The organism is Chryseobacterium sp. FP211-J200 (assembly GCF_001643375.1).
GTDB classification, from domain to species: domain Bacteria; phylum Bacteroidota; class Bacteroidia; order Flavobacteriales; family Weeksellaceae; genus Epilithonimonas; species Epilithonimonas ginsengisoli.
Map to the genome: position 1 here is coordinate 111,634 of NZ_LSHB01000028.1, position 22,295 is coordinate 133,928.

General features: G+C 36.5%; 26 protein-coding genes and 1 pseudogene. 11 read left to right on the forward strand and 16 right to left on the reverse strand.

What is annotated here, in order from left to right; all coding sequences use genetic code 11:
* Nucleotides 1-17: 17 nt before the first annotated feature.
* Entirely contained in the window at nucleotides 18-464 is a 447-nt protein-coding gene (locus tag AXA65_RS10275; protein ID WP_063970004.1) for an SRPBCC domain-containing protein, read from the forward strand.
* A gap of 91 nt (nucleotides 465-555) precedes the next feature.
* On the opposite strand, the gene AXA65_RS10280 is transcribed toward AXA65_RS10275, so the two are convergent.
* Complete coding sequence (locus tag AXA65_RS10280) at nucleotides 556-921, reverse strand: helix-turn-helix domain-containing protein (protein ID WP_063970005.1); 366 nt, start codon at nucleotides 919-921, stop codon at nucleotides 556-558.
* 525 nt (nucleotides 922-1,446) lie between these two features.
* Nucleotides 1,447-1,671 (reverse strand): hypothetical protein, encoded by a 225-nt coding sequence (locus AXA65_RS10285; protein ID WP_063970006.1) that lies wholly within the window; start codon nucleotides 1,669-1,671, stop codon nucleotides 1,447-1,449.
* Between the two features lie 334 nt (nucleotides 1,672-2,005).
* Between AXA65_RS10285 and AXA65_RS10290 the strand changes: the two genes are divergently transcribed.
* Both AXA65_RS10290 and AXA65_RS10295 read left to right on the forward strand, forming a co-directional pair.
* Complete coding sequence (locus tag AXA65_RS10290) at nucleotides 2,006-2,251, forward strand: hypothetical protein (protein ID WP_063970007.1); 246 nt, start codon at nucleotides 2,006-2,008, stop codon at nucleotides 2,249-2,251.
* A 93-nt stretch (nucleotides 2,252-2,344) separates the two neighbouring features.
* Complete coding sequence (locus tag AXA65_RS10295) at nucleotides 2,345-2,989, forward strand: DnaJ domain-containing protein (RefSeq protein WP_063970008.1); 645 nt, start codon at nucleotides 2,345-2,347, stop codon at nucleotides 2,987-2,989.
* Here the strand turns inward: AXA65_RS10295 and AXA65_RS19905 are convergent.
* The 9 genes from AXA65_RS19905 to AXA65_RS10335 form a co-directional block, all read right to left on the reverse strand.
* Complete coding sequence (locus AXA65_RS19905; protein WP_165596592.1) at nucleotides 2,982-3,134, reverse strand: hypothetical protein; 153 nt, start codon at nucleotides 3,132-3,134, stop codon at nucleotides 2,982-2,984. The two genes, AXA65_RS10295 and AXA65_RS19905, sit on opposite strands and share 8 nt — an antisense overlap.
* 148 nt (nucleotides 3,135-3,282) lie before the next feature.
* Nucleotides 3,283-3,945, reverse strand: a complete 663-nt coding sequence (locus AXA65_RS10300) for a GDSL-type esterase/lipase family protein (RefSeq protein WP_086048162.1) — start codon at nucleotides 3,943-3,945, stop codon at nucleotides 3,283-3,285.
* Nucleotides 3,946-4,013: 68 nt separating this feature from the next.
* Complete coding sequence (locus tag AXA65_RS10305) at nucleotides 4,014-4,442, reverse strand: hypothetical protein (RefSeq protein WP_063970009.1); 429 nt, start codon at nucleotides 4,440-4,442, stop codon at nucleotides 4,014-4,016.
* Nucleotides 4,443-4,587: 145 nt separating this feature from the next.
* Complete coding sequence (locus tag AXA65_RS10310) at nucleotides 4,588-5,655, reverse strand: endonuclease (protein WP_063970010.1); 1,068 nt, start codon at nucleotides 5,653-5,655, stop codon at nucleotides 4,588-4,590.
* 194 nt (nucleotides 5,656-5,849) lie between these two features.
* Nucleotides 5,850-6,932: an endonuclease gene (locus AXA65_RS10315; protein WP_063970011.1), complete on the reverse strand. Its 1,083-nt coding sequence runs from the start codon at nucleotides 6,930-6,932 to the stop codon at nucleotides 5,850-5,852.
* A gap of 156 nt (nucleotides 6,933-7,088) precedes the next feature.
* A complete protein-coding gene (locus AXA65_RS10320) occupies nucleotides 7,089-8,291 on the reverse strand; it encodes an ABC transporter permease (protein ID WP_063970012.1) in 1,203 nt (400 codons plus the stop codon).
* A 12-nt stretch (nucleotides 8,292-8,303) separates the two neighbouring features.
* Nucleotides 8,304-8,663 (reverse strand): 30S ribosome-binding factor RbfA, encoded by a 360-nt coding sequence (rbfA, locus tag AXA65_RS10325; protein ID WP_063970013.1) that lies wholly within the window; start codon nucleotides 8,661-8,663, stop codon nucleotides 8,304-8,306.
* A 321-nt stretch (nucleotides 8,664-8,984) separates the two neighbouring features.
* On the reverse strand, nucleotides 8,985-10,139 hold the full coding sequence (locus AXA65_RS10330) for an alpha/beta hydrolase-fold protein (RefSeq protein WP_086048163.1): 1,155 nt from the start codon (nucleotides 10,137-10,139) through the stop codon (nucleotides 8,985-8,987).
* A complete protein-coding gene (locus AXA65_RS10335) occupies nucleotides 10,129-11,121 on the reverse strand; it encodes an alpha/beta hydrolase (RefSeq protein ID WP_063970014.1) in 993 nt (330 codons plus the stop codon). Before AXA65_RS10335 ends, AXA65_RS10330 begins: the two co-directional genes overlap by 11 nt.
* Nucleotides 11,122-11,307: 186 nt before the next feature.
* On the opposite strand from AXA65_RS10335, the gene AXA65_RS10340 reads away from it, so the two are divergent.
* Nucleotides 11,308-12,606, forward strand: coding sequence for an aminopeptidase P family protein (locus tag AXA65_RS10340; RefSeq protein WP_063970015.1), 1,299 nt, complete (start codon nucleotides 11,308-11,310; stop codon nucleotides 12,604-12,606).
* Between the two features lie 125 nt (nucleotides 12,607-12,731).
* Here the strand turns inward: AXA65_RS10340 and AXA65_RS10345 are convergent, their stop codons facing one another.
* The 4 genes from AXA65_RS10345 to tyrS form a co-directional block, all read right to left on the reverse strand.
* The gene (locus tag AXA65_RS10345; protein WP_063970016.1) at nucleotides 12,732-13,370 is read right to left on the reverse strand and encodes an alpha/beta hydrolase; all 639 of its coding nucleotides are present in this window, start codon (nucleotides 13,368-13,370) and stop codon (nucleotides 12,732-12,734) included.
* Between the two features lie 154 nt (nucleotides 13,371-13,524).
* Complete coding sequence (locus AXA65_RS10350) at nucleotides 13,525-13,974, reverse strand: hypothetical protein (protein ID WP_063970017.1); 450 nt, start codon at nucleotides 13,972-13,974, stop codon at nucleotides 13,525-13,527.
* Nucleotides 13,975-14,736: 762 nt separating this feature from the next.
* Nucleotides 14,737-15,588, reverse strand: coding sequence for a hypothetical protein (locus AXA65_RS10355; protein WP_063970018.1), 852 nt, complete (start codon nucleotides 15,586-15,588; stop codon nucleotides 14,737-14,739).
* 115 nt (nucleotides 15,589-15,703) lie between these two features.
* Nucleotides 15,704-16,999 carry a tyrosine--tRNA ligase gene (tyrS, locus tag AXA65_RS10360; protein WP_063970019.1) on the reverse strand — a complete coding sequence of 432 codons (1,296 nt, stop codon included), beginning with the start codon at nucleotides 16,997-16,999 and terminating at the stop codon, nucleotides 15,704-15,706.
* A gap of 246 nt (nucleotides 17,000-17,245) precedes the next feature.
* On the opposite strand from tyrS, the gene AXA65_RS10365 reads away from it, so the two are divergent.
* The 4 genes from AXA65_RS10365 (at nucleotide 17,246) to AXA65_RS10375 (ending at nucleotide 19,564) form a co-directional block, all read left to right on the forward strand.
* A complete protein-coding gene (locus tag AXA65_RS10365; protein WP_063970020.1) occupies nucleotides 17,246-18,424 on the forward strand; it encodes a hypothetical protein in 1,179 nt (392 codons plus the stop codon).
* Nucleotide 18,425: 1 nt separating this feature from the next.
* A complete protein-coding gene (locus AXA65_RS10370) occupies nucleotides 18,426-18,962 on the forward strand; it encodes a hypothetical protein (protein WP_063970021.1) in 537 nt (178 codons plus the stop codon).
* 161 nt (nucleotides 18,963-19,123) lie between these two features.
* Nucleotides 19,124-19,279, forward strand: coding sequence for a hypothetical protein (locus AXA65_RS19910; RefSeq protein ID WP_165596593.1), 156 nt, complete (start codon nucleotides 19,124-19,126; stop codon nucleotides 19,277-19,279).
* A 51-nt stretch (nucleotides 19,280-19,330) separates the two neighbouring features.
* Entirely contained in the window at nucleotides 19,331-19,564 is a 234-nt protein-coding gene (locus AXA65_RS10375; RefSeq protein ID WP_063970022.1) for a hypothetical protein, read from the forward strand.
* Nucleotides 19,565-20,047: 483 nt separating this feature from the next.
* Here AXA65_RS10375 and AXA65_RS10380 read toward each other — a convergent pair whose 3' ends face one another.
* Entirely contained in the window at nucleotides 20,048-20,245 is a 198-nt protein-coding gene (locus AXA65_RS10380; protein WP_063970023.1) for a hypothetical protein, read from the reverse strand.
* A gap of 121 nt (nucleotides 20,246-20,366) precedes the next feature.
* On the opposite strand from AXA65_RS10380, the gene AXA65_RS20565 reads away from it, so the two are divergent.
* The 3 genes and pseudogenes from AXA65_RS20565 to AXA65_RS20575 form a co-directional block, all read left to right on the forward strand.
* Nucleotides 20,367-20,549 (forward strand): transposase, encoded by a 183-nt coding sequence (locus AXA65_RS20565; RefSeq protein ID WP_086048166.1) that lies wholly within the window; start codon nucleotides 20,367-20,369, stop codon nucleotides 20,547-20,549.
* Nucleotides 20,550-20,839: 290 nt separating this feature from the next.
* Complete coding sequence (locus AXA65_RS20570) at nucleotides 20,840-20,989, forward strand: IS3 family transposase (RefSeq protein WP_371131531.1); 150 nt, start codon at nucleotides 20,840-20,842, stop codon at nucleotides 20,987-20,989.
* 152 nt (nucleotides 20,990-21,141) lie between these two features.
* Nucleotides 21,142-21,591 (forward strand): annotated as a pseudogene (locus AXA65_RS20575) (IS3 family transposase); the annotation flags it as partial.
* Nucleotides 21,592-22,295: the final 704 nt, after the last annotated feature.

Below are 22,295 nucleotides of genomic sequence, written 5' to 3' on the forward strand. Positions count from 1 at the left end.
ATTTTAATTTGAAGTCTATGGAAACCAAACTTACGGCAAAAGCTTCTATAGGAATTCAGAAACCGGTTTCAGAAATTTTTGAAGCGATTGTGAATCCTGAGATCATGCAAAATTATTTCATTTCCAAAGGTTCCGGAAGAATGGAAGTTGGAAAAGAAATCTTTTGGGAATTTCCCGAATTCGAAGATTCTTATCCTCTGACGACCAAAGAGACCGTCCCGAATGAAAAGATTGTTTTTGTCTGGGATCCAAAATCTGTGGTCACGATAGAACTACAGAAACTTTCTGAAAATGATTCTGTTGTTAAGGTTTCCGAAGAGGGTCACCAAAATGATGAGAAAGGCATCAAATGGGTAATCGGACAAACCGAAGGCTGGGCTAATTTCCTTACTTGTATGAAAGCCTGGCTGGAGCACGGAATCCATCTACGGAAAGGTGCTTTCGACTTTATGAAAACCAATTAGAATAAAAGCTTTGCGATTGCAAAGCTTTTTTGTTTGATGATCAAGGGTATGATGATTTCCTTCACCAGCAAGCAAAGACGATCATTATCGTTTATAATTCTCCCATCGCCTTGAGTTCTTCCAAACTTTTTTCTTTGTAAAAATCTTTCGGATCTACCAATGGCGCGTGCAGATCTTGCAGTTTATTGAGTTGATGTCCCTCGGCAGGTTGCAGATCACGCCTTGCAAAAAGGTCGTTGGGTGTGCAGTTGAGGACAACGCAAAGGGCCGTCAGTTGTCGGAAGTTGATCTGTACCGCTTCGCCATTCAACATTTTCTGCGCAGAATTTCCACTGATACCTGCTTTGGTAATAAAAGCGTAAGGAAATGTAATCTGGCGAAGTGTCAGGATAGGAGTCAGATGTAATACAAGGCTGCTTTGGGAAGGTCTTAGATTCCCGCGTTTCTTTCTTAGCATATCTATTTGTGTTTTTATTAAAGTAAATATAATAAGATTTTTAAAAAGTATTGTTACAGGTAATCGGAGTAGTATTACAGGTTAGCCGATTATTGTTACAGGTTACAGGAGTAGTATTACAGGTTACCCGAGTATTATTACAGGTTAGTCGACTATTGTTACAGGTTAGCCGACTATTATTATAGGTTGCTGGAGTATTGTTATAGGGTAGCGGAGTATTATTATAGGTTGCTTTTATATATAAAAAGTTGGTTGGAAAGAGTGAGAAAATATGAAGAGTATATGATGTTTATTGTAGATTAGTTTTAAATTTGGCTAAATGCGGTTTTGGATGTTTTGGATTTGCTGGTTACACGTTAATTAAAACATCGATAAAAGATTCGAAAGATCGGGCATTCATTAGGAAAGAGGTGCTTTCGACTTTATGAAAACGAATTCTATAAAAAAAGCTTTGCGATTGCAAAGCTTTTTGTTTGTGAGTTAAACGTTGTTTCATAGGCTTTAATAAGTGTATTTTATTAAATATTACAACTTCAAAAGTTTGAGAATTGCAAAATATAATTCATCTTGTTCTACGTGATATTCATCAATTTCCCCATGTTTTTCAAAATGAGAAATATTAAATCCATCTTCGATATCATTGTAATATAATACTAAATCTTTGTATTCAGCAATTACCCAAAAACCACTTCCTTCATTGCCCATTTCACGTTCTGCCCATTTGCATGGAGTAGTTTTTACTTTGTCCACAAATTAAAAAGTTCTAAATTCATTTCGCTTTCTGCTTTAGAAATTTCAAGAGACAATTCTTCGAGAGTGATTGGTTTCCATTCCATTGATATAGTTTTAATGCAATCCAAATTTAGGTTAATTTGTGAAAGTAGGTAACTACCTCAATCAATCACAAAACTTCCAACTCTGCGAAGCGCGCCCCGACCTGAGTGGAGCTCTTTTTTTGCGGCTGGAAAAGTGATGGCAAAAAAAGCGGGAACGGAGGGCGGATAAAGACGCCCAAAAAAAAATTTTAAGGTAAACAAAGTCACATGGCGTCTTCCTAAATGTAAAACGTAAAATTTTAAATAAAATGAAGAAAGGAATTTTAGCGATCGCAGGTTTGGCCGCCATCGCCATCATCGCAAAAAAAGCGCAAAAAAGAAAAGCATTCGTAAGAGGAATTTTTGACGAATATGATGTGAAGGAAAGAACGCCGTTCGGATTTGCAGACCGTATCAGAACGATGAATGACGATGAGTACAACTCGCTGAAAGAGAAAGTGAGAAGGCAATTCGGAAGAGGTTGCTGCCAGCGCAGAACTGCGGAAGCGGAGTAATTTTAGGAAATTAAATTAAATTGTTAGAAAAAAACGGGAAGTTATGCTTTCCGTTTTTTGTTTTTGAACGGGTTAAATCGTTAAATTTGTTTTGTGAAGGACTATTACTACTTTCTCGGGATCCCTCAAAATGCTTCTGCGGAAGACATCAAAAAAGCCTATCGGAAATTGTCTTTGAAATACCATCCGGACAAAAATGAGAACGATGACTACTTCTCCGACCGTTTCAAGGAAGTGAAGGAAGCTTACGAAACGCTCACCGATCCTGAGAGAAAAAGGATCTACGACCAAAATCTTGGCAGCCAGCAACGCAATGTCAAAAGTATTTTGCCTCCGAAGATCAAGAACTTCTCTGCCAGTAAGATCCGTGCTCAGAAAGATGAGGAGATCACGATCTATTGGAACACTTATGATGCTGACTTGGTAAAAATCGTTCCTTTCGGATTGGAAAAACCGAATGGTGAACGAACCATAAGAATTAAGGAATTTGATTCTCAAGGTAAGTTTCAGATTTTGCTACACGCGACGAATACGATTCTTCACAAAACAATCGTTCAAGGCATCACCATTACAGAATTGGCAGAAAATGAATCCAATTCTGAACAAAAAGAAACATTGAGCAATCCATCCGAATCTTTCCCGAAAGCTCAAAAAAAAGAAACCAAATCTAAAAGACTGGTTTCCTTAATTATATTTTTAGCATTGGCTGCTATGATCATCTGGCTGATGTTTAACTGATCTTTTCGCGACCAGGACACTTTTTGCAGCGTTTTCCTTTTTTGAATTTCTTACAACAGGTCTTTTTTCCACAATACATATCTTCTGTATTTCCAAATGCTGGTGCGAGAGGTGCAATTCTAAATGCGATAACTGGCTGATTCATATCTGCAAATATAAAGTAATTTAGAATAAATACAAATAGAAAATAAAAAAATTCTTTTTATTGTCTTCGAGAACCTCAGATTGACAAACTTCAATTGTCATGCTGAGGCTCTCGAAGCATTTAAAGATTTATAGGAGGCTTTCGAAAGCTATTTCAAGTAAGGTGCCATTACTTTTGTCCAAAGTTGGTAGCCTTCCGGTTTCATATGAAGCATATCTTCCAGGAAAATATCTGTTCTCACTTTTCCGTCTGTATCGTTCATCACTTTTGTAATGTCGATGTAGTCTGTTCTTTTTTGAGTTTTAAGATAAGATTCTATCATTTGATTCACTTCTGTTACGATTGGCCAAAATTGTTCACGACTTGGTGAATATTTGATGGAAACATACGCCACTGGAACTTTAGGATATTTTGCTCTGATTGTTTCAAAGAATGTTTTGAACCTTCCGAAAACTTCTGCAGCAGTTGGGTTTTCCATCGCAACATCATTTTCGCCACAATAGATGATGATCTGTTTCGGTTTGTAAGGATCCAGTAATTCATTAGAATAATTATTGAGGTCCAATAATCTTGATCCACCAAACGCGCGGTTTACAATCTTTTTGCCTGGGAAGTAATTGCTGACGTCTGTCCATTTTGTGAAAGATGAACTACCTACCAGGAGGATTGGTTTCTTTGGAATTCCATTTTTCTGATCGAGTTGTTTGAATTCCTGTATCTCTTTCCAATATGGTTTTTCCTGACCAAAGAATAGGAGAGAGTTGAGAATGAAGGCAAAAAATAAAAATTTGAATAATCGATTAGGTCTCATTGTATAAAGATTTTGAAACTTCAAGATACAAAAAAACAGCTGTGGTAAACAACTGTTTGATATGGTTCTTATTTATTTTTGCGCTTATTGCCTTTTTTGTGTTTGTACTTTTTTGCTTTTTTATCGATGTGTTTGTATCTTTTGTCCTTGTATTTGTTGCTGTTGTAGACGGCAACTGGATTTTTTCCTTTGTAGTATTTCGTTTTAAACTTGGTGTACTTTGTTGGGCCAAGGATCCTTTCGATCTCTGTGTATCTATCCGTTCTCCATCTGTCGGGATTGGTAGCATAGGCATTATTCCAAGCATTATAATCCGAATATCTGTCATTCAAAGCGTATAATTGATCAGCTTGGGTAACAGACAGTACAAGATCTACTGCTACGGTTTGCCAGTTGACATCTGTGACACTCCTTCTATAGTCATTGTAGTAATCTGATTGCGCATATCCCAAAGTGAATGTTCCTACGAATAATGCTGTAATAAATATTTTTTTCATTATTTATAATTTTATTGTTAATCTATTTTCAAGATAGATGCCAAATTGAAAATGAGTTTCATAATAATTGTTAAAGTCGGTCCGCATAGAAAACAAAAAAGGCAGAAATGTGAATATCTGCCTTTTATAGAGTTTGCTGTAAATTTTATTCTACAATGAATTTCGTATTCAGTTCGCCTGTTTTCAGGATATAGATTCCTTTCGGTAAATTGTTTAGCGTGATCGTGTTTCCATTTTGGAAAGGGTTTTCAATCGTTTGAACATTTTGTCCCACCATATTGTAGATCATCGCTTTGTTGAATTGTTTCAAATCTTTGTCTCCAGTCACAGCGATCACATTTCCTCTTACAGGATTTGGAGCGATAGTAAGATTTTTTGAGAAAGAAGCATCATCAACAGCTAAAGGTGCAGCGCCCCAGATCTCTGTCACCCATTCTGGATGGTCGATGTATGGATTTCTGTTTTTTTGATAAGCAAAAACAGCATTGTTTCTGTCGATTTCCTTTTGGGATACCGGATCTTGCTGATTCCATTTCAATAACATGGATAGGAAAGGTTCTGCGAAAACTTTGGTCTTAGATCCGTCATACATGTCATACACGAAAGTCTGGATGTTGTTTTCGTAACGTGTCGCAAAGTAAAAATAGATTCTGGCGATATCACCCTTGAACTCATTGATCGGTTCGAAAACTGTTCCTCCGTAGCCATTCAATTTACTTGATCCTAACTTGGAGCCATTTTTTGAGGTCCAGCTAGCTGCTCCAACTTCACCGTAAGGATAGTTGCTTCTTTTACCATTCACTTGGTAGTCGGTCGCTAGAAGATGGTGGTAATCATTGTGCATAGGTATTTCGTCATCGAAAGTAGATTTCGGAATTGTATGCTCTCTGTTGTAGCATGTTCCTTCTGGACCATTAGAAGAACCACATTGATCGGATCCTATCGTATAGTTGTACGGGTCTGTCCCAGTTGGATTTTCTGAATAAATATCTAAAACAGTATTGTCTTTCTCATAATACTTATCTCGGTCAGCTGTGGAAAATACAGTCCAATTGTAACCTTTGTCCTGGTGGCCATTGGTGATGATCTCACTGATCTTGTTTTTCAGAGCAAAACTTGTAAGTCCACTCGTACCATCATAGTAGGTTGCGGGAGCTTGAGAAAATCCTAAAGCGGAAATCCCGAAAGCTAAAAATAAAGTTATTTTTTTCATTAAAATTAATTAGGAAGGCAAAGATATAAATTATATAAAAGATACAATTGTTAAAGTTCCTAACATTGAACCAGAATTGCAAATGTTAAATAATTTTTTATTCACGATTTCAAGAAATGCAGAATATTATAATTGTAAAATAAAAAAAGACAGAAATTGTTTTCTGTCTTTAGCTAATGATAACGTTCAATTAATTATTCTACAACAAACTTGGTGTTTAACTCTCCAGTTTTCAAGATGTAAACTCCCTTTGGCAAATTATTAAGTTGTATTGTATTTCCGTTTTGGAAAGGATTCTCTATGGTCTGAACATTTTGTCCCACCATATTATAGATAAACGCCTTGTTAAATTTCTTCAGATCCTTGTCACCCGTTACATTGATGATGTTACCTCTTACAGGATTTGGAGCAATGTTCAGGTTTTTGGAAAAAACAGCATCGTCTACAGCTAGCGGCGAAATACCCCAGACCTCGGTTACCCATTCTGGATGATCAATGTATGGATTTCTGTTTTTTTGATAGGAATAGGCTGCATTATTTCTGTCAATTTCCTTTTGTGATACCGGATCCTGCTGATGCCAAAGCAAAAGAAGATTGAGTTCCCAAGTCACCAATCCCTGGCTCACATTACTTGTATTAAGGATATTTCCGCTGGAAAAACTAGAAAGTTGAGTTTGATAACGCGTCACAAAATATAAAAGACATCTTGCAATGTCCCCTTTGAACTCATTGATCGGTTCAAAAACAGAACCGAAATAGGTAGCACCAGGTGTGGCATTAGGTCCAAGTTTAGAACCATTTTTAGAAGTAATAGATGGATTGGCTACTTTACCGAAGGGATAATTACTTCTGTATCCATTCACTTTCCCATCTGTAGGAAGGACGTGGTGGATGTCGCTCCTCATTGGTAATTTTTGATTGAATAAACTCTGCGGAACAGTATGCTCCTTATTATAGCAATCACCTTCTACTGCATAGTTGCCACATTTTTTTACGCCAAATGTGTAATTGTACGGGTCTGGACCGATTGGATTTTCGGAGTAGATGTCAAGTATTGTATTGTCATTTTCATAATACTTATCAGCATCACTTTTTGGATATTCCCCGTCCAGTTCATCGTAAGTATGCTGGCTGTAGCCTGCGGTGATGATCTGGCCAAGTTTAGTCTTCAGTGTATAACCGGTAAGTCCAGATGTGCCATCATAGTAACCCGTCGGAATCTGAGCATTTGCAATCCCAAAAATTCCAACAAATAAAATAAGTATAGATTTTTTCATTTCAAAAAATTAGGGCGTAAAGTTAGATTTTAATTTTTACTAATTTTAAAATTCTTTTAATTTTAAGTAAAATTTAAGTTAAAACAATTTTTGTCTGTTTACAAATTAAATTTGATTGACAAAAGCAACGTTAATAATTGAATTAAGAGCGCTCAGTTACTTCTCAACAAGATATCTCTTGTTGACTTTGGAAAAAAGAAGAGAGATAATGAGCCCAAAAAATAGTGCGACTGCGGAAACGATAATGTAATTGAATATTTCAATTCGGACAGGGAAAGCAAGGTTCTCACTCGCCTGGAAAAATCCTGTTTTGATCTGTATGAAAGAAATGGCAGAACCAATAACGAGCCCACAGATCAATCCAAAAAATACGATCAGCAAGCCAGTGAAGAAATACGTCAATCGCAGGTCTGTTCTGTTAAAACCTAAAGCGATCAGTGCTTTTGCCTGTTCTTTCTTATCGAGTTGGAGAATTGTGATGGCACCAGCCAAGTTGAAAGTCGTAATGAAGATGACCAATCCAAAGATCAAGTAGATCATCAGTTTTTCTGTGTTGATCATCTTCCAAAACGCGGCGTTTTCTTCAGATTTTGTGTTGACAATGATCTTATCGCCAAACTCTTTCATCAGATTTGACTTGATTACTTCAGAATTTACCGGGCTTTTCAGTTTGATGACAATCTGATAACAAGCCGCCTTGGGAAGCCCGAGAAGTTCTTGAGAAAGCTCTATCGGCGCAATGATGTAGTTGTTGAGCTGGTCATTTCCTGGGAAGATCCCGCTTACGTAAATGTCTTTTTTGTTGAAGATGTCATTCTCCTGCTGGATGATCCCTTTCCCAGGTTTCGGCATCAAGATCGTTGCAAAATCCTGACTGGAGTTCACAGGAAGCGATAGCCTGTTGTCCAGACCATTTTCCATGATCACCTCATTATTATATTTGAAGTCCGGATATTTCCCGTAAAAAATAGTTTCATTGATGGGATTCACGTGGATGTAAGCGGAATCCACGCCTCTCAAATAGGCAATTTCTCCATTGTCCTTATAACCAAGATAGACTTTTTCCTCGATGACTTTGGAGAAATTGGCAACACCAGAATTGCTTCGGAGTGCTTTTTCTATTTTGTCAATATCAGGAAGTACTTTTCCTGTTTTGCTTTTTATCGTAAGGTCCGCATGCAGATTGGCGATCATATCTTTATTCAGTTCCTCCAAACCTGAAAAAACCGAAATGATAATGAACATTGCCGCCACAGCTGCCACCATAGCAAATGCCGCGAGCCACGTGATAAACGTAACTGCTGTACTTCCTTTTTTAGAAATAAGGTAGCGCGATGCTATGTAAAAAGCATTTTTCAATCCTGCGAAAAATTAAAGAATCGGATTATCACCTTCGCCTTTCAGCTCCTTTTCGATGCGTTCCACATCATCCATTGTTGTATCGATGTAGAATGCCAACTGAGGAATAATGCGCACCTGCTTTGCCATCTTTTGCCCAATATAATTCCTGTAATAGGCGTTGTTGGTATTGATCTCCTTCATAATTGGCTGTCTCAATTCTGCAGGGAAAATGCTGAGGTATATTTTTGCGATGCTGAGATCGGCTGTCACTTTCACGTCAGAAACCGATACCAAAAAGCTCTGTTTGCTTTCTGATGCCTGTTTGCGGAAGATCTCCGCCATATCTTCCTGAATGATCTGTGCTACTTTGCGTTGTCTGTTACTTTCCATAAATGCTGCAAATTTAGTGTTTTTGTTTGGATTTTTAGGAAGCAATTTTGGTGTTGCAAGTGTGCTTTTAATATTAATATTTATTGGGGCAGCTTTATCCGCCTTCCGCTCCCAATCTTTTTGCCTTCGCTAGTCCAGCCACAAAAAAGGATTTCCACTCAAACCTAACGAAGTGGTTCATCGATTCAAATAAAAAAATAAAAAGAATAGAGATAAGTCGGGCTGCAAATTCTACGCAAAACACGATCTGTTATCAGAATGAAATTTTGTCATTCCAAAAGAAAGTCAAAGTCTTACTTAGATTTGTAAGGGGTGATAACTTCACTCCAAAAGCCAGATCAAACTCGCCTTCAATTCCCGCTTCCAATAGCTTTCGGAATGTGTTCCGTCTTCATCTATCTTCACAATGATATTCTTGGCAGGAACAGATTTCTTTAATAACAATTCATTCACATTTTCGATTTCCGGCGCCATTGTTTCATCCTCATTTTTTCCGGCTACAAAATAGAATTTAGAATTCTTGAGATTGTTTTTATTAATGTTCAAATACTTCTTCAGATTCTCTGAAACAAACCAAAACGCTGGACTGAAAATCCCAGCTTTTCCAAAAACAGTCGGATATTTGGCAGAGGCATAAAGCGAGATCAATCCACCCATAGAACTTCCCATGATCAAAGTTTTGGAAGCTTGTTTTTCGGTCCTGTAAGTTTTGTCGATGTAAGGCTTTAAAGTCTTTGCAAGGAAATCAACATAAAGATCACCTTCGCCGCTCGTCTTATATTTTACATTATTCCAAGGCGAATATTCGGACAATCGTTTGTCACCGCCGTTATCAATTCCAATAACGATGGCAGATTTTCCCATTGCCTTGTAGATCTCATCCATGGTTTCATCCACGCTCCATTCTCCTGAAAAACTGGTGAATTCGTCAAAGAGATTTTGCCCATCGTGCATGTAGATCACGGGATATTTTGTCTTCGAAGTTTCGTAATCGGGTGGGAGATAGATCCAGATCTTCCTCGTTGTGTTAAGTTGTGGGATTGTAAAGTTCTCGCTTAGGATCTTTACATTGGAAGTGGTCGTGTGTTTTTTCTCTTTCGGAGCACTCCAGTCAGAGATCTTTAATTCTACAATTTGAGATTTGTCAGAATTTTCTAAAACGCGATTTTGAATTGAATTTCCATTTTCGTCTGTTTCAGCAATGTCCCAATTGCCTTGCGTGATCTTGTATTCTATCTTTCCGGTTTGGGCAGGAATCGTTAAACTATAAAAACCTTCTGCGTTTTTCTTGAACTCAAATCTCTCATCATTCGGTTTCCAATCATTGATGTTAGAAGCCATAAAAATTCTCAAGCCCTTCGTATTGTCAGATGGAATGTCAGTGATCCTGAATGTGGTCTGCGAATTCATCATTGTAACGATCAATACAGAAAATATTGAAAACCATTTCCTCAAACCAAAATATTTAGTTTCCATAAGTCGTATGCGATTTTATAAAATCGACTGTTTTTTTAGAAACATCTTTCGCTTCTGCCAGATCGAGATTTCCAAAAGTATGCTTTGCATTTTCCACCGTATAGAATTTGTAAGGCACCTTATGGGTTTTCAATGCTTCTTCCAATTGTTGGGATTGGACAATGCTTACAACGGAATCTTCTGTGCCATGGAAAATAAGTGTAGGAACGGTAGATTTTGAAACGTAGTTGATGGGAGAGTATTCTGCATTCTTCTTTACGACCTCTTCTTTTTGAGTATTGATATCAAATCCGGTCAGCTGTATCATTTTTTCGTGCCTGGTTTGGAATTTTTTTGGTGAGTAGATCTTGAACAAACTCAGTAGAAGACCGTTCGCATCGGTTTTGAAAAGGTCATTCAGATTTGTTGGTGCATAGAAATCAACAACGTACTTCAGGTTTGGGTATTGTAATTCTGCATCGCTGCTGTTCCCATTTTTTTGATTGTAGGCTGTTAATAATGCGATGTGAGCGCCCGCAGATCCGCCCCAGATTCCCATGTTGTTGATGTCCAGATTGTATTTTTCGGCATTTTTACTGACCCACTTTATAGCATCTTTTGTGTCTTCAAGGGGTTTTTCCAGGTGTGTATTTTGATCAAGCAATGTGTAGTCTATGCTGATCACTGTGAATTCATTTTCCAACAATTCCTGTAAAATATACTCTCGGAAGTTCTTTCTTATCATCGATTTGTCCCCTTTGTCCCAAGCGCCGCCATGAACAAAGATCACCACGGGAGATTTTCCTTTGTTACGGGATTTTGGTTGATAGATATCCAGCTTCAGTGGACTGTTTTTGTAGTCGATGTCGTTGTAAAAGTTGTACTGCAATCTCGGTTCGGGCAAGACTTTGTCTGATTTGATCTTCTTTGCGCTGAGCTTGTAGCTCAATACACTCAGGAAGATCAGTGAGAACACAAGAATGATCTTATAGTTATTTTTCATCTGGAGACTTATGTTTTCTCAAATATAGAAAATTTAAAGTTTAGTATTATCTTAAATTGTATTTTATGAAAAATTTAAGGTTAGCTTTTAAATTTAATCTTTTTAGGTTTTGTAAATTTGGGACACTTTTTAACATTTCTTCTATTTTCGAAGGAAGTAATATTTTAATTAAAATAAAATTTAAAAATGACGACAAAATACGAACAGATCCCAAGTTCATTATTCGTAAAAAACAGAAAGAAATTTGCAGATGCATTATTGCCAAAATCTCTAGCTGTTTTCAATTCCAATGATATTTATCCGATCAGTGCCGATTCTACAATGCCTTTTCAGCAGCACCGCGATATTTTTTATCTGAGTGGTGTGGACCAAGAAGAAAGTATTTTGGTAATTTTTCCGGATGCTTATCTTGAGGAGAACCGTGAGATTTTGTTCCTTAGAGAGACCAACGAGCATATTGCAGTTTGGGAAGGTGAAAAATTGGACAAGGATCAGGCCTTTGAAACTTCGGGAATCAAAACTGTTTATTGGTTGAGCGATTTTGATAAGGTCTTCAAAACATTGATGTACGAAGCAGAGAATGTCTATCTCAATAAAAATGAACATTACAGGAGTTCTGTAGAGACACAAACCCGCGAAGATCGTTTTATCAAGAAAATAAAAGCTGATTTTCCGATGCACAATTACAAAAGAAGTAATCCAATTCTTCAACGTTTGAGAAGCATCAAGGAACCGGAAGAATTGGCATTGATCCAAAACGCTTGTAATATCACGGAAAAAGGAATCAGAAGATTGTTAAGTTTTATCAAACCAGACGTTTGGGAATACGAGATCGAAGCAGAATTGATGCATGAGTTTGTAAGAAACAGAAGTAAAGGATTTGCTTATACACCAATCATCGCCAGCGGAAACAATGCAAATGTCCTACATTACATCGCAAACAATATGCAGTGTAAGGATGGTGATGTGATCCTTTTGGATGTTGGTGCAGAGTACGGAAATTATTCCAGTGATTTGACAAGAACAATTCCTGTCAACGGTAGATATTCTGATAGACAAAAAGAAGTTTACAATTCTGTTTTGAGATGTAAAGTTGAAGCAGAACAACGCTTGGTTGCCGGAAATAACTGGTACAGATTTCATAAGGAAATGGGCGAAGTTTATACGGCTGAATTATTGCAATTAGGCTTGATCGACAAAGCTGACATTCAAAACGAAGATCCAAAATGGCCAGCTTACAAGAAATTTATGATGCACGGAACGTCTCACCACATGGGATTGGATACGCATGATTACGGAATCCTGACCGATGATTTTGTAGAAAACATGGTCTTCACAAATGAGCCAGGATTCTACATTCCGGCAGAAGGTTTCGGTGTGAGAATCGAGGACGATTATGTGATCCAAGCTTCAGGAACGCCTTTCAACTTGATGGCAAATATTCCGATCACTGTTGAGGAAATTGAAGACTTGATGAATGCTTAAAATAGAAGTTAGAATTTAGAAAAATTCAACTTTAAATATTTAAAATAAAAAATCCCGATCATAGTTACATTGATCGGGATTTTTGTTTAAAAGTAAACAACAGTTGGCCAATTGCAATAGGCAATTTATTTCTTGAAGAACTCCATCAGGTCGATGTAGTTTTTCTGATTCACGCCGTGTCCAGCCATATATTCTCGGAAAGAGAAGTAGGCGCTCAGGTCGTAAAGCAATTCTGCACCTTTCTTTGCCCATTCCAACGGGATTGCAGCGTCGTCCGTACCATGAGAAACGAAGAATCTCAGGTGTTCCAACTTCTTTTTGTCCTTCATTATGTCTTTCAACAATCGGTCTTCTGGGAAAGTACTTAGCAATGCTATCTTTGAGAAAAATTCCGGATAATGCAAAGCCAAAGAATACACGATCATTCCACCTTGGCTGAAACCGCAAAGATGTGTTTTGTTGTTCGTCAATCCATAATGGTTGGAGACTTTCATGATATTCTCCAAGACCTGCTTCACAGCATCTTCTGCCTGAGGCACGTCTAGGAAATTCTCCTCACTCATAAAATCGATGTCAAACCAGGCATAGCCACCATTGTTTGAATCTCGTGGTGCGCAGAAACTCACGACCAACCAATCTTCTGGCAAAGTAGGGACAAAACTGAAGAGGTCTTGTTCGTTGCTTCCGTATCCGTGGATCAAAAATAAAATTGGTGTTTCTGAAGTGATATTTTGAGGTTCTCTTACGAGGTATTGTAAATCCATAAAACAAAGATAGCTAATCTCGGAAATAGTTTGAAGATTTTGAAATGAATAATTGATCTCAAAGCATGTGTCAAATTCCCAATCATAAAAGTTTTGGAAGCATTCAGCGCTTTAGAAGTTGTCGTTTTTTTTCTTGTTTGTAACTTTGATATTATTAATCAACAAATTCTATCCACTTCTTTTCAAAGAAAACAATGGCTATTTGTTTTTTATTTTTCATTAATGCTGCTTTCACAAAAGCATTTTCCTTTCCAAGATATTTCAATTCCATTTCCATAGATGATGTTTCATAATAGGAACCAAACTGACAATTGCAAGGGTTATCTTTCACATCAAAAGTCCAAATAGAAAATAATATCAATCTTTTGGAATTTTTGTTTGGTTTTTGGTAGCCAAAAATTCTGCATTCGGCTGTCATTGACATGTAAAGATCCATCGTACTATCTGACTTTGAGACTTTGATTTTATTTGAAAATTCTGGTTTTGAAAATAACCGCTTTTCCCAATTGGGATTGTCTTTTTCCCATTTTATACTGTCATTATTTTGCGAATAACTAAAGCTACAAACGAATAATAATATTGTTTTTATAAATGTTAATTTCATGGGTGAGATAAATATTTTGTTTTTTTAACTTATAAATTAGTGGACTTGTGTAGTTCATTATCTTTCAAATGTCAAAAACAAGTAGTTCAAACTGCTAAACTATTACAATTCGTAGCATTTCATTTTCGATTTGTAGATATTAATCTAAAATTTCAAATTCCCGATCATAAAAGTTTTTGATGCATTCAGTGTTTTTGAAGTTACTGTTTTTCTTTTACAACACATTGATTATTAATGTAATTTGAGTGAATAAAATACGTATCATTGTTTTCCCGCGTCACAAAACTGGTATGGAAATCGAGACCTACGATATATATATATGATTTTTTTCTTTATTTAAAAGATAATTTTCCAAATCTTCTCGTTTAGCAAAATATTTGACATCGGCAGACAATTATTTGATTATCAGCGAAGAAGTTTGCTGAGCGAGATAAGCTCTTTTTATGTTAAAACCATAATCGCTCAAAATATTGGTTACAAAATAGCCGCAAGCAATGCTTCTTTTCTTTGGTTCGCGCGAAGTTTCGCCGAAAGTCCAAGGCGTATTTTGCCAATAATCCGGAATTTCTGAGTTGCTTTTTTGCTGAATTATGACTAAGAAATCTTTGTAATTTGGTTTTACAACAGGATTTGGCTTCTCTGTCTATACCATATTTTCATCAGATTTTTTACAACTTACAGAAGCGAGAAGAATGAAGAAGAGGATGGTTTTTAAATTCATTTTTAATTTTTTTAATGAAATTTGAAAGATTTGAAAAAGGTTTATATTAAATTTTCCTTTTTTTTCTTCTTCTTTGATTTCTTCCGTTTTTTGAGAAACATATTTTCTATAAAAAACCTAACATAACCAACAAAACACAACGCCAGAAAAATCCCAAATCCAGACAATAGGATCGCCACATTTTTGCTCACGAATCTCTTATCTAAGAAAAAATACTCATAACCAATACTTAAAAATAGATAGATCAAAATTCCAAATACAATAGGGAAGACCACAAAACCAAATACCGAAAGTGCAAATGTTCCAACGCCTTCAAATGATTGTCTCCTAGCATAATTATAGAAAATATAATAGAAAATAATGAGGAAGCAAGCCACAACAATGTTGGTGACAAATGTAAAATTCTTGATAGGCGTTATCATTCTCACTTTCCCTGTTTCTACGATCACTTCTACTTTCTCCCCAATTGGTTTTTTGTTATTTGCGCTGAATGACACGTCACCAAAAGTATTTTTGATTGTACCATCGGCTCCTTTATATTCCAATAAAGGTTTGTAGTAAGTATTTCTGCGTTTTCTTGTGCCTATTGATTTTTTAGTTCTGGTGGTTGATTCACTGATAGATGTTCTGTAATCAATGATTGTTGCAGATTGTTTATTGGGGTCAAAATTATCTTTGACTGTGGTGTAAGAAAATTGCAGAAGTACGAAGAAGAATATCGCAACACAGTAACTTGCAAAGCCACCAATCGCAGCACCACCTATTCTAAGTACCAATTTGATTTCTTTCGAATGATAAAGCCAGGTTCCAACGATAAATAGAGCTAGCAGAGCAGAAATTATTTTAAATACAACATGGTCGGCCATGTCAAAGGTGACGGAGAAAGGATGCATTTGGTTATGTTTTAAAACTAAGATAGGTCATTTTTCCCAAATCATGAGCAACATAATGAAACAAAAAAAACCACTCGAAAGTGGTTTGTATAATTGATGATGATGGGTCGAATTCCTAAATTGCCTTTACAATGAAATAATTCTTTTTTCCTTTTTGAATCAGTAAGAATTTTCCGTCAATCAGATCATTTTCTGAAACTGAATAATCTTCGCCAACCTTGGTTTTATTAATAGAAATCGAATTTCCTGCAAGTTCTCTTTTCGCCTCACCTTTGGATTTTAAGAAACCTGTTTTTTCAGAAATTAAATCGATAATATTGGTTCCGATCACTTCCGATTTTGACAGTTCTTTTTGAGGAACACCATCAAAAACCTGAAGGAACAGTTCTTCATTCAAACTTACAAGATCTTCCGAAGTTGACTGTCCGAAAAGTATATTGGAAGCTTTCAAGGCTTTTTCGTACTCTTCTTTTCCGTGAACCCAGATCGTTACTTCTTCTGCCAATTTCCTTTGAAGTTTTCTTTCGTGGGCTGCAGTTTTATGTTCCTCGATCAAAGCTTCGATTTCCTCTTTTGGAAGAAAAGTATAGAATTTGATAAATCTTTCTGCATCAGCATCAGTCGCATTTCTCCAGAATTGGTAGAATTTGTAAGGCGAAGTTTTCTTAGCATCCAACCAATAATTCTCTCCACTTTCCGACTTCCCGAATTTGGAACCGTCAGCTTTAGTGATCAATGGAACGGTCAAGGCAAATGCTTCACCACGAGCTTTTCTTCGGATCAATTCTGTTCCCGTGGTGATATTTCCCCACTGGTCAGATCCTCCCATTTGAAGTTTCACACCTTCATTCTGGTATAGATGAAGGTAATCGTAACCTTGCAAAAGTTGGTAAGTGAATTCGGTGAAGCTCATACCGTCCACACCGGAATCTCCTGAGAAACGTTTTTTTACAGAATCTTTCGCCATCATGTAATTCACTGTGATGTGCTTTCCGATGTTCTTTGCAAAATCCAGGAACGTGAAATTCTTCATCCAATCGTAATTGTTGACAAGGATTGCCTTGTTATCGCCATCGCCATCAAATTCCAGGAATCTTGACAATTGATTTTTAAGACAATCTACATAATGGAGTAGTGTCTCTTCGCTCAAAAGGTTACGCTCAGCAGATTTTCCCGAAGGATCACCGATCATTCCCGTTGCACCACCAACCAAGGCGATCGGCTGATGACCGTGCTGTTGAAAATGGGCTAAAATTTTAATTTGAATCAAGCTTCCGATATGCAAAGAATCTGCGGTAGGATCAAATCCGATATAGGCTTTCGTGAGTTCTTTATCGAGTTGTTCTTCCGTTCCCGGCGTCATATCAGAAAAAAGTCCGCGCCATTTCAGTTCTTCTATAAATGCATTCATTGTCTTAAAAAATTTCGTGCAAAGATAGGAATTACAAGTTGGATTTGATTTGAAGTTTTTGTAATTATTCTTTCCAAGATGTCAATTGTATTATAGATAAAAATAAATGATTATTGACATTTATAATATGATAAATGTCAATGTTAATTTGTTTTAATGCTATTTTGAAAGGGTTTTTGTTTAATTTATATAAATTTGCAGTTATGCATGATAATGCAAGGATAAATTCAATACCAAATATTGATAATGAAAAAGATTTTAAGTGCACATTTTTTTATTTTAATTACTCTTTTCGCTACTAGTACCTTTAAGGCCCAGGTAAGACCAAACGCTATATATGGTGACCACAAGGGTTTCTGGACCTCTCAAAACAATTCCACAAGCTATGTGACGACTCAGGAGACCAACAATCTTACTGCTTTTACCATCGGAACTACGACCTATGCGACTGGTGCCAACAACGCCTCTCTTACGGCAAATGGTGTCAGCTTTGTCAATGAGAATTACAGGTCTTTCCCCACATCTATTGCCATAGGCAGTACGGCCAATAATTTTTTGATCGGCGTTCCCAGGTTTGTAAATGGCGTCGTTCAGGATCAGAATAACCGACCAACATTGAGTTGCGATACTTCGCTAGGCTTTTACTTGAGGGATGGTGTCAATGGTTTGGATCTCAGTAGTGCTATCTTTAATATTCCGACCCAAAGTTTGTCGTTTTTGGTCAATGTTTTGGCGGATATCAATCCAACTTGTATAGACGACAATATTCCAGATATTATAGTGACCCAAGTAGGGGCGCCGAGTGCAAATTTTGATATCTTCAAATTTACAGATGCATTAGGAAATACGGTTGGTGTACAGAAGGATGTGAATTTTTCGAGCGTGAGTCCATCTGGTAAGGCGTTGTGGAATTTTTATTATGCTGGGAATTGTCCTCATAATTACAACACAGGCAGTGGATTTTCCGGGACATCCAGGGACACCCGTATTCTTACGTTCAAGTTGAGCGATTTCGGTATCACGCAGGACAATTATAAAAACGCGGTCAAATTTGTGCAGATCCTGTCAGGAGACAGTGATGTGGCCTTCTCTGCCTACAGTACCAATTCTATGTCACTTTATTGCCTTGAGAATCCTGTCACAACAGGAACGGTTTTGGATACAAATACAGGCATCACTTCGTTGGGGAGAGCTGGCACAGAAACGACCAACAACAATTGGCCAATGATAAGAAAAGGTGGGTTTCTAGCACTGGAATCTAATAGAAAACCACTTGTCATTACAAGATCATCTACAGCAAATCTTGTCAACATAACAAATCCGGTAGAAGGCATGATGGTTTATGATACTACGGTGAATTGCCTGAAACTCTACGTCAGCTCAGCAATCGGTTGGAGATGTTATAATAAAAAAACCTGTCCTTAAGATGAAAAATTATTTATTGAGTCTAATGTTATTGATTTGTAATATTAGCATTTATGCACAGGTTATTTTTGGAGACAATGTAGGAACTGCAACGGATAAAACGTCGGTCTTGATGGAGTTTTCCAATGCAGGGAACAGAGGTCTCATTCTTCCCTACATCACAGATAAAACAGGCTTGACGACACCTGGGAGCATCATCCTGAATGCCACAACGCCAACTGCTGCAAAAGTGGAGTATTACAATGGAACAACTTGGGTGGATCTAAGTGCACAGTCTGCCAACGTCTCGTCCTTTCTTGGCGTACAGCCTGTGGCAAAGGAAAATGCTGCTGCAAAAGTGGTGATCGGTAGTAGTACATCTGCTGCAGATGGGATCTTGGTTTTGGAATCTTCTACGAAAGCCATGGTTTTGCCAATTGTGTCTTCTTACCAAGATATTGTAAATCCCGCACCAGGTATGATGGTTTTGGTAAATAATGACGGTATCAAAACTTTGGCGGTCTACAATGGGAACCAATGGAGCTTTTGGAATTATTGATCGTTTTTTATTGACAATTGATTCTTTTTAAAAATAATGGAAATCAGATCTTGATAGGTCTGATTTTTTTTTGCGCAATTCTCAATTGAAAAATATTCCTTTTGGCGTATTGTGCCTGTTGTCTCTGTCATATAACTTTGATAAAACTAAATCACAAGATCATGAGGTCATCTGTTACATTGTTTATTTTTATGATTTTTACAAGTATTCTGTCTGCTCAGGTAGAAAAATTTACTGTAGCTGACAATACTTATTACGGAACAAAGGCCATTCCTGAAGAGATAACGGGAAAATATTGGTACGAGAAAAGCAAATAACCCATTGTCGAGATCAATGGAGATGGTACGGGTTATTTTCAGGTTCACGATGTGAAAGCTTATCCCGTGGAATATTGGATTGAGACCGATGCGTCTGGAAACATCCAGAAAAGAAAAAGTGAGAAGAATGGCAATTATCAAGTCGTTCTGATCCTGAAATACGGAAGCAATGGCGAGAGCGGATGGAAAGGTGCAAATGTGGGAAAGTATGATAGGGTAGATGTGACGATGGCGTTTGATCAGGGCTATGCCATCGTGATGGGAGAGCGTTTCCGTAAGTTATAGGAACCAAGGGTATAAACTAATTAACTATATCTCAAAGGTCTGTCTTTTTAGGCGGATTTTTTTTAATTCTTATACTGAAAGTTATAGCAAGGCAATTACAGTTCAAAATTTATATTAAAACTTTTAATTAATTTTTTAATTCTCAAATAATTGTGAAGGAAATCATAATATATCGCTTCTTAATAGAAGTTTGATGGAGATACACTTTGCAGTGCTAAAAGTAAAAGTAACATTTTGCGCTTTAGTTTTAAATCAATAATCATTATAAGAATCCATGTATTCCACCTCCGTTTTAAAAATTCGGGTACTGTCGGCTTTTAAAGGTTCATTATTGAGGAAAATTTCAAAATTACTGTTATCAGGAGCGATTTTAAATTCTAACTTCGCATTATTGCCGGCTTTTTTGAAAGATCATTGGTTTTTTCCCAGTTGAAGTATGCTCTAACCACAAATTGTTGGTTTTTTCCGGTTTCCCAAATGAAATTAAGTTCTTTCGTTCGCTGGAATATTGTTGATCCACGGTCGAAACATCGATTCTTGTTCCGCATTGTAATATCTGAAATTCATTTCGAACAGTCGCATCGATTTGTTTGTTGAGGTAATGATGGGTTGGTACACATATTTAATGCGGTAGTTGTCCCAAAGTTGAGGAGAAAGATCTAAAGATCGATTTTTTCTCATTTCTTCACGGGTAACTGAAAGTTTGGAAAAGAACTTTTTCCCCAGTTCTTGATCATCTTTAATTTGGATATCCTAAATTAACTTCCAGTTAAAGTTAAGCATAAAACCTTAATTTTAAGATATGAAACGAGAGCGAAAAATTTATGGTCCAGCTTTTAAGACAAAAGCCGTTCAATTAAGCATCGAGAGGTCTAATGTTTCAGAGTTAGCCCGAGAACTAGGTGTAAAAGTCACATTGCTTTATAAATGGCGCAAAGAGTACGAAGAATTTGGAAGGAAGTTTACCTGGAAATGGAAACCTTAAACTAACTCCGGAGCAGGAAAAAATCCACGAACTGGAGAAGAAACTAAAGGATGCAGCGCTGGAGCGCGATATATTAAAAAAAGCAATCGGCATTTTTTAGCTCATTTTCTGTCATTTTCTTTTTAAGGTATTCATGAAGACTAAAGCATTTCCAAGAGCGGTCGATGAAATATGGTTTCATTAAAAATCATGAATACCTCTTTCCGATTGAAAAAATGTGCCGTTGTTTAGAAGTTGGTCTCAGCGGTTATTACAAATGAAAAAGTAGTCCGATTTGTAATAGATTGATTTTGAAAGAAAAAATAAAACAGCAGATAACCTCGATCTATTTCGCATCAAAACAGCGCTATGGAAGCCCTAGAATTACCTTTGAATTAAATTCACTGGGATATAAAATATCACGAATTACAGTTGCGAAATATATGAGGAGTTGGGTTTGAGAAGTAAACTGAGCAGGAAATTTAAAGTTACCACCAACTCAAAACACAATTATCTGTTGGTGGAAAATGCGTTGGATAGGAACTTTACCGTTGCTGCGCCTTCTGAAGTTTAGGTTTCTGACATCACCTATATTCAAACCAATGAAGGATTTTTATACTTGACCACAGTTATTGATCTGTATGACCGTAAAATAGTTGGATGGAGTTTAAGTAATGGAATGAGTACTTAAGAAACAAGTCTTGCAGCTTGGAAAATGGCGGTCAAAAATAGAAAAGTTGCAAAAGGATTAATTTTTCATAGCGACCGAGGCGTTCAGTATGCAAGCAATAAATTTGTAAAAACCATTGAGTCTTACAATGTAATTAGAAGTATGAGTCGTAAAGGAAATTGTTGGGACCATGCTGTAGCGGAAAGCTTTTTTAAGTCATTAAAAACAGAGTTAATTTATGGGAATAAACTTATCTCCAAAGAAAAAATGGAGCTGGAAATATTTGAATACATTGAAGTCTGGTATAACAAAAAAAGACAACATGGTACCTTACATTACAAAACTATAGAAGAGTTTAATAATCAAAACAAAATTTACCAAAATGTAGCTTAACTGATACTAGAAATTTTATTTGCATATCCAGAGTTTACCAATTATTCTTTGATTTTTTACCAAATCTTAAAAATACTGTTTAGGCCAAATGTCCAATACTTTTGGATATGGATGAATCTTTCTACATCTTCCAAGCGATTTCAACATTGAGATTTTCGATTCGCTTTGTTAATAGCTCTATGAAATCTGCTTCGGAAACAGATTCTTTCAGTATATTTTTGGATTAAGACTTCAATACTCACAATACAGATGTAAAAATAAAAAAAAGATAATCGGAAAAGAAATAAAACGAAACTAAAAGAAACCGATTTATTTCCCGATACAGTATCTATAGAAGTCTTTATTTATGGTGGTTTACACAATACAAGGTGTACAAAAGTGGTACACGATTAAGATGCTGCAACATCTTTTTTTTCTAAATATTCACCAGAATCTCGTCATCGCAAACATCGATGAATAAAGGGTTTTAGCTATTTTAGAGGTAAAATAAAAATAGCATTTGTACTACTTCTGTACACCTTGAACCTTGTAACTTGCAGTAAATTAAATATTTAACATTTCCCGATTGCATCGCTGATAATTGATACATTTCGCCTGTACACCTCAATATTCATCTATTTTTAGGGCAAAAAAAAATTATAATTCTAACAAATTTGCTCAAATTTTATATTAAAATGTTTTAATTAATTAACCTGAGTTCGGTT

Coding starts and splice junctions, on each gene's coding strand:
- AXA65_RS10290 (WP_063970007.1), top strand. CDS start 2,006: ATGAAGAAAGGAATTTTAGCGATCGCAGGTTTGGCCGCCATCGCCATC.
- AXA65_RS10330 (WP_086048163.1), bottom strand. CDS start 10,139: ATGGAAACTAAATATTTTGGTTTGAGGAAATGGTTTTCAATATTTTCT.
- AXA65_RS10305 (WP_063970009.1), bottom strand. CDS start 4,442: ATGAAAAAAATATTTATTACAGCATTATTCGTAGGAACATTCACTTTG.
- AXA65_RS10350 (WP_063970017.1), bottom strand. CDS start 13,974: ATGAAATTAACATTTATAAAAACAATATTATTATTCGTTTGTAGCTTT.
- AXA65_RS10370 (WP_063970021.1), top strand. CDS start 18,426: ATGAAAAATTATTTATTGAGTCTAATGTTATTGATTTGTAATATTAGC.
- rbfA (WP_063970013.1), bottom strand. CDS start 8,663: ATGGAAAGTAACAGACAACGCAAAGTAGCACAGATCATTCAGGAAGAT.
- AXA65_RS10365 (WP_063970020.1), top strand. CDS start 17,246: ATGAAAAAGATTTTAAGTGCACATTTTTTTATTTTAATTACTCTTTTC.
- AXA65_RS10345 (WP_063970016.1), bottom strand. CDS start 13,370: ATGGATTTACAATACCTCGTAAGAGAACCTCAAAATATCACTTCAGAA.
- AXA65_RS10315 (WP_063970011.1), bottom strand. CDS start 6,932: ATGAAAAAATCTATACTTATTTTATTTGTTGGAATTTTTGGGATTGCA.
- AXA65_RS10310 (WP_063970010.1), bottom strand. CDS start 5,655: ATGAAAAAAATAACTTTATTTTTAGCTTTCGGGATTTCCGCTTTAGGA.
- AXA65_RS10300 (WP_086048162.1), bottom strand. CDS start 3,945: ATGAGACCTAATCGATTATTCAAATTTTTATTTTTTGCCTTCATTCTC.
- AXA65_RS10340 (WP_063970015.1), top strand. CDS start 11,308: ATGACGACAAAATACGAACAGATCCCAAGTTCATTATTCGTAAAAAAC.
- AXA65_RS10280 (WP_063970005.1), bottom strand. CDS start 921: ATGCTAAGAAAGAAACGCGGGAATCTAAGACCTTCCCAAAGCAGCCTT.
- AXA65_RS10355 (WP_063970018.1), bottom strand. CDS start 15,588: ATGCATCCTTTCTCCGTCACCTTTGACATGGCCGACCATGTTGTATTT.
- AXA65_RS20565 (WP_086048166.1), top strand. CDS start 20,367: ATGAAACGAGAGCGAAAAATTTATGGTCCAGCTTTTAAGACAAAAGCC.
- AXA65_RS10380 (WP_063970023.1), bottom strand. CDS start 20,245: ATGAGAAAAAATCGATCTTTAGATCTTTCTCCTCAACTTTGGGACAAC.
- AXA65_RS10335 (WP_063970014.1), bottom strand. CDS start 11,121: ATGAAAAATAACTATAAGATCATTCTTGTGTTCTCACTGATCTTCCTG.
- AXA65_RS19910 (WP_165596593.1), top strand. CDS start 19,124: ATGAGGTCATCTGTTACATTGTTTATTTTTATGATTTTTACAAGTATT.
- tyrS (WP_063970019.1), bottom strand. CDS start 16,999: ATGAATGCATTTATAGAAGAACTGAAATGGCGCGGACTTTTTTCTGAT.
- AXA65_RS19905 (WP_165596592.1), bottom strand. CDS start 3,134: ATGAATCAGCCAGTTATCGCATTTAGAATTGCACCTCTCGCACCAGCA.
- AXA65_RS10275 (WP_063970004.1), top strand. CDS start 18: ATGGAAACCAAACTTACGGCAAAAGCTTCTATAGGAATTCAGAAACCG.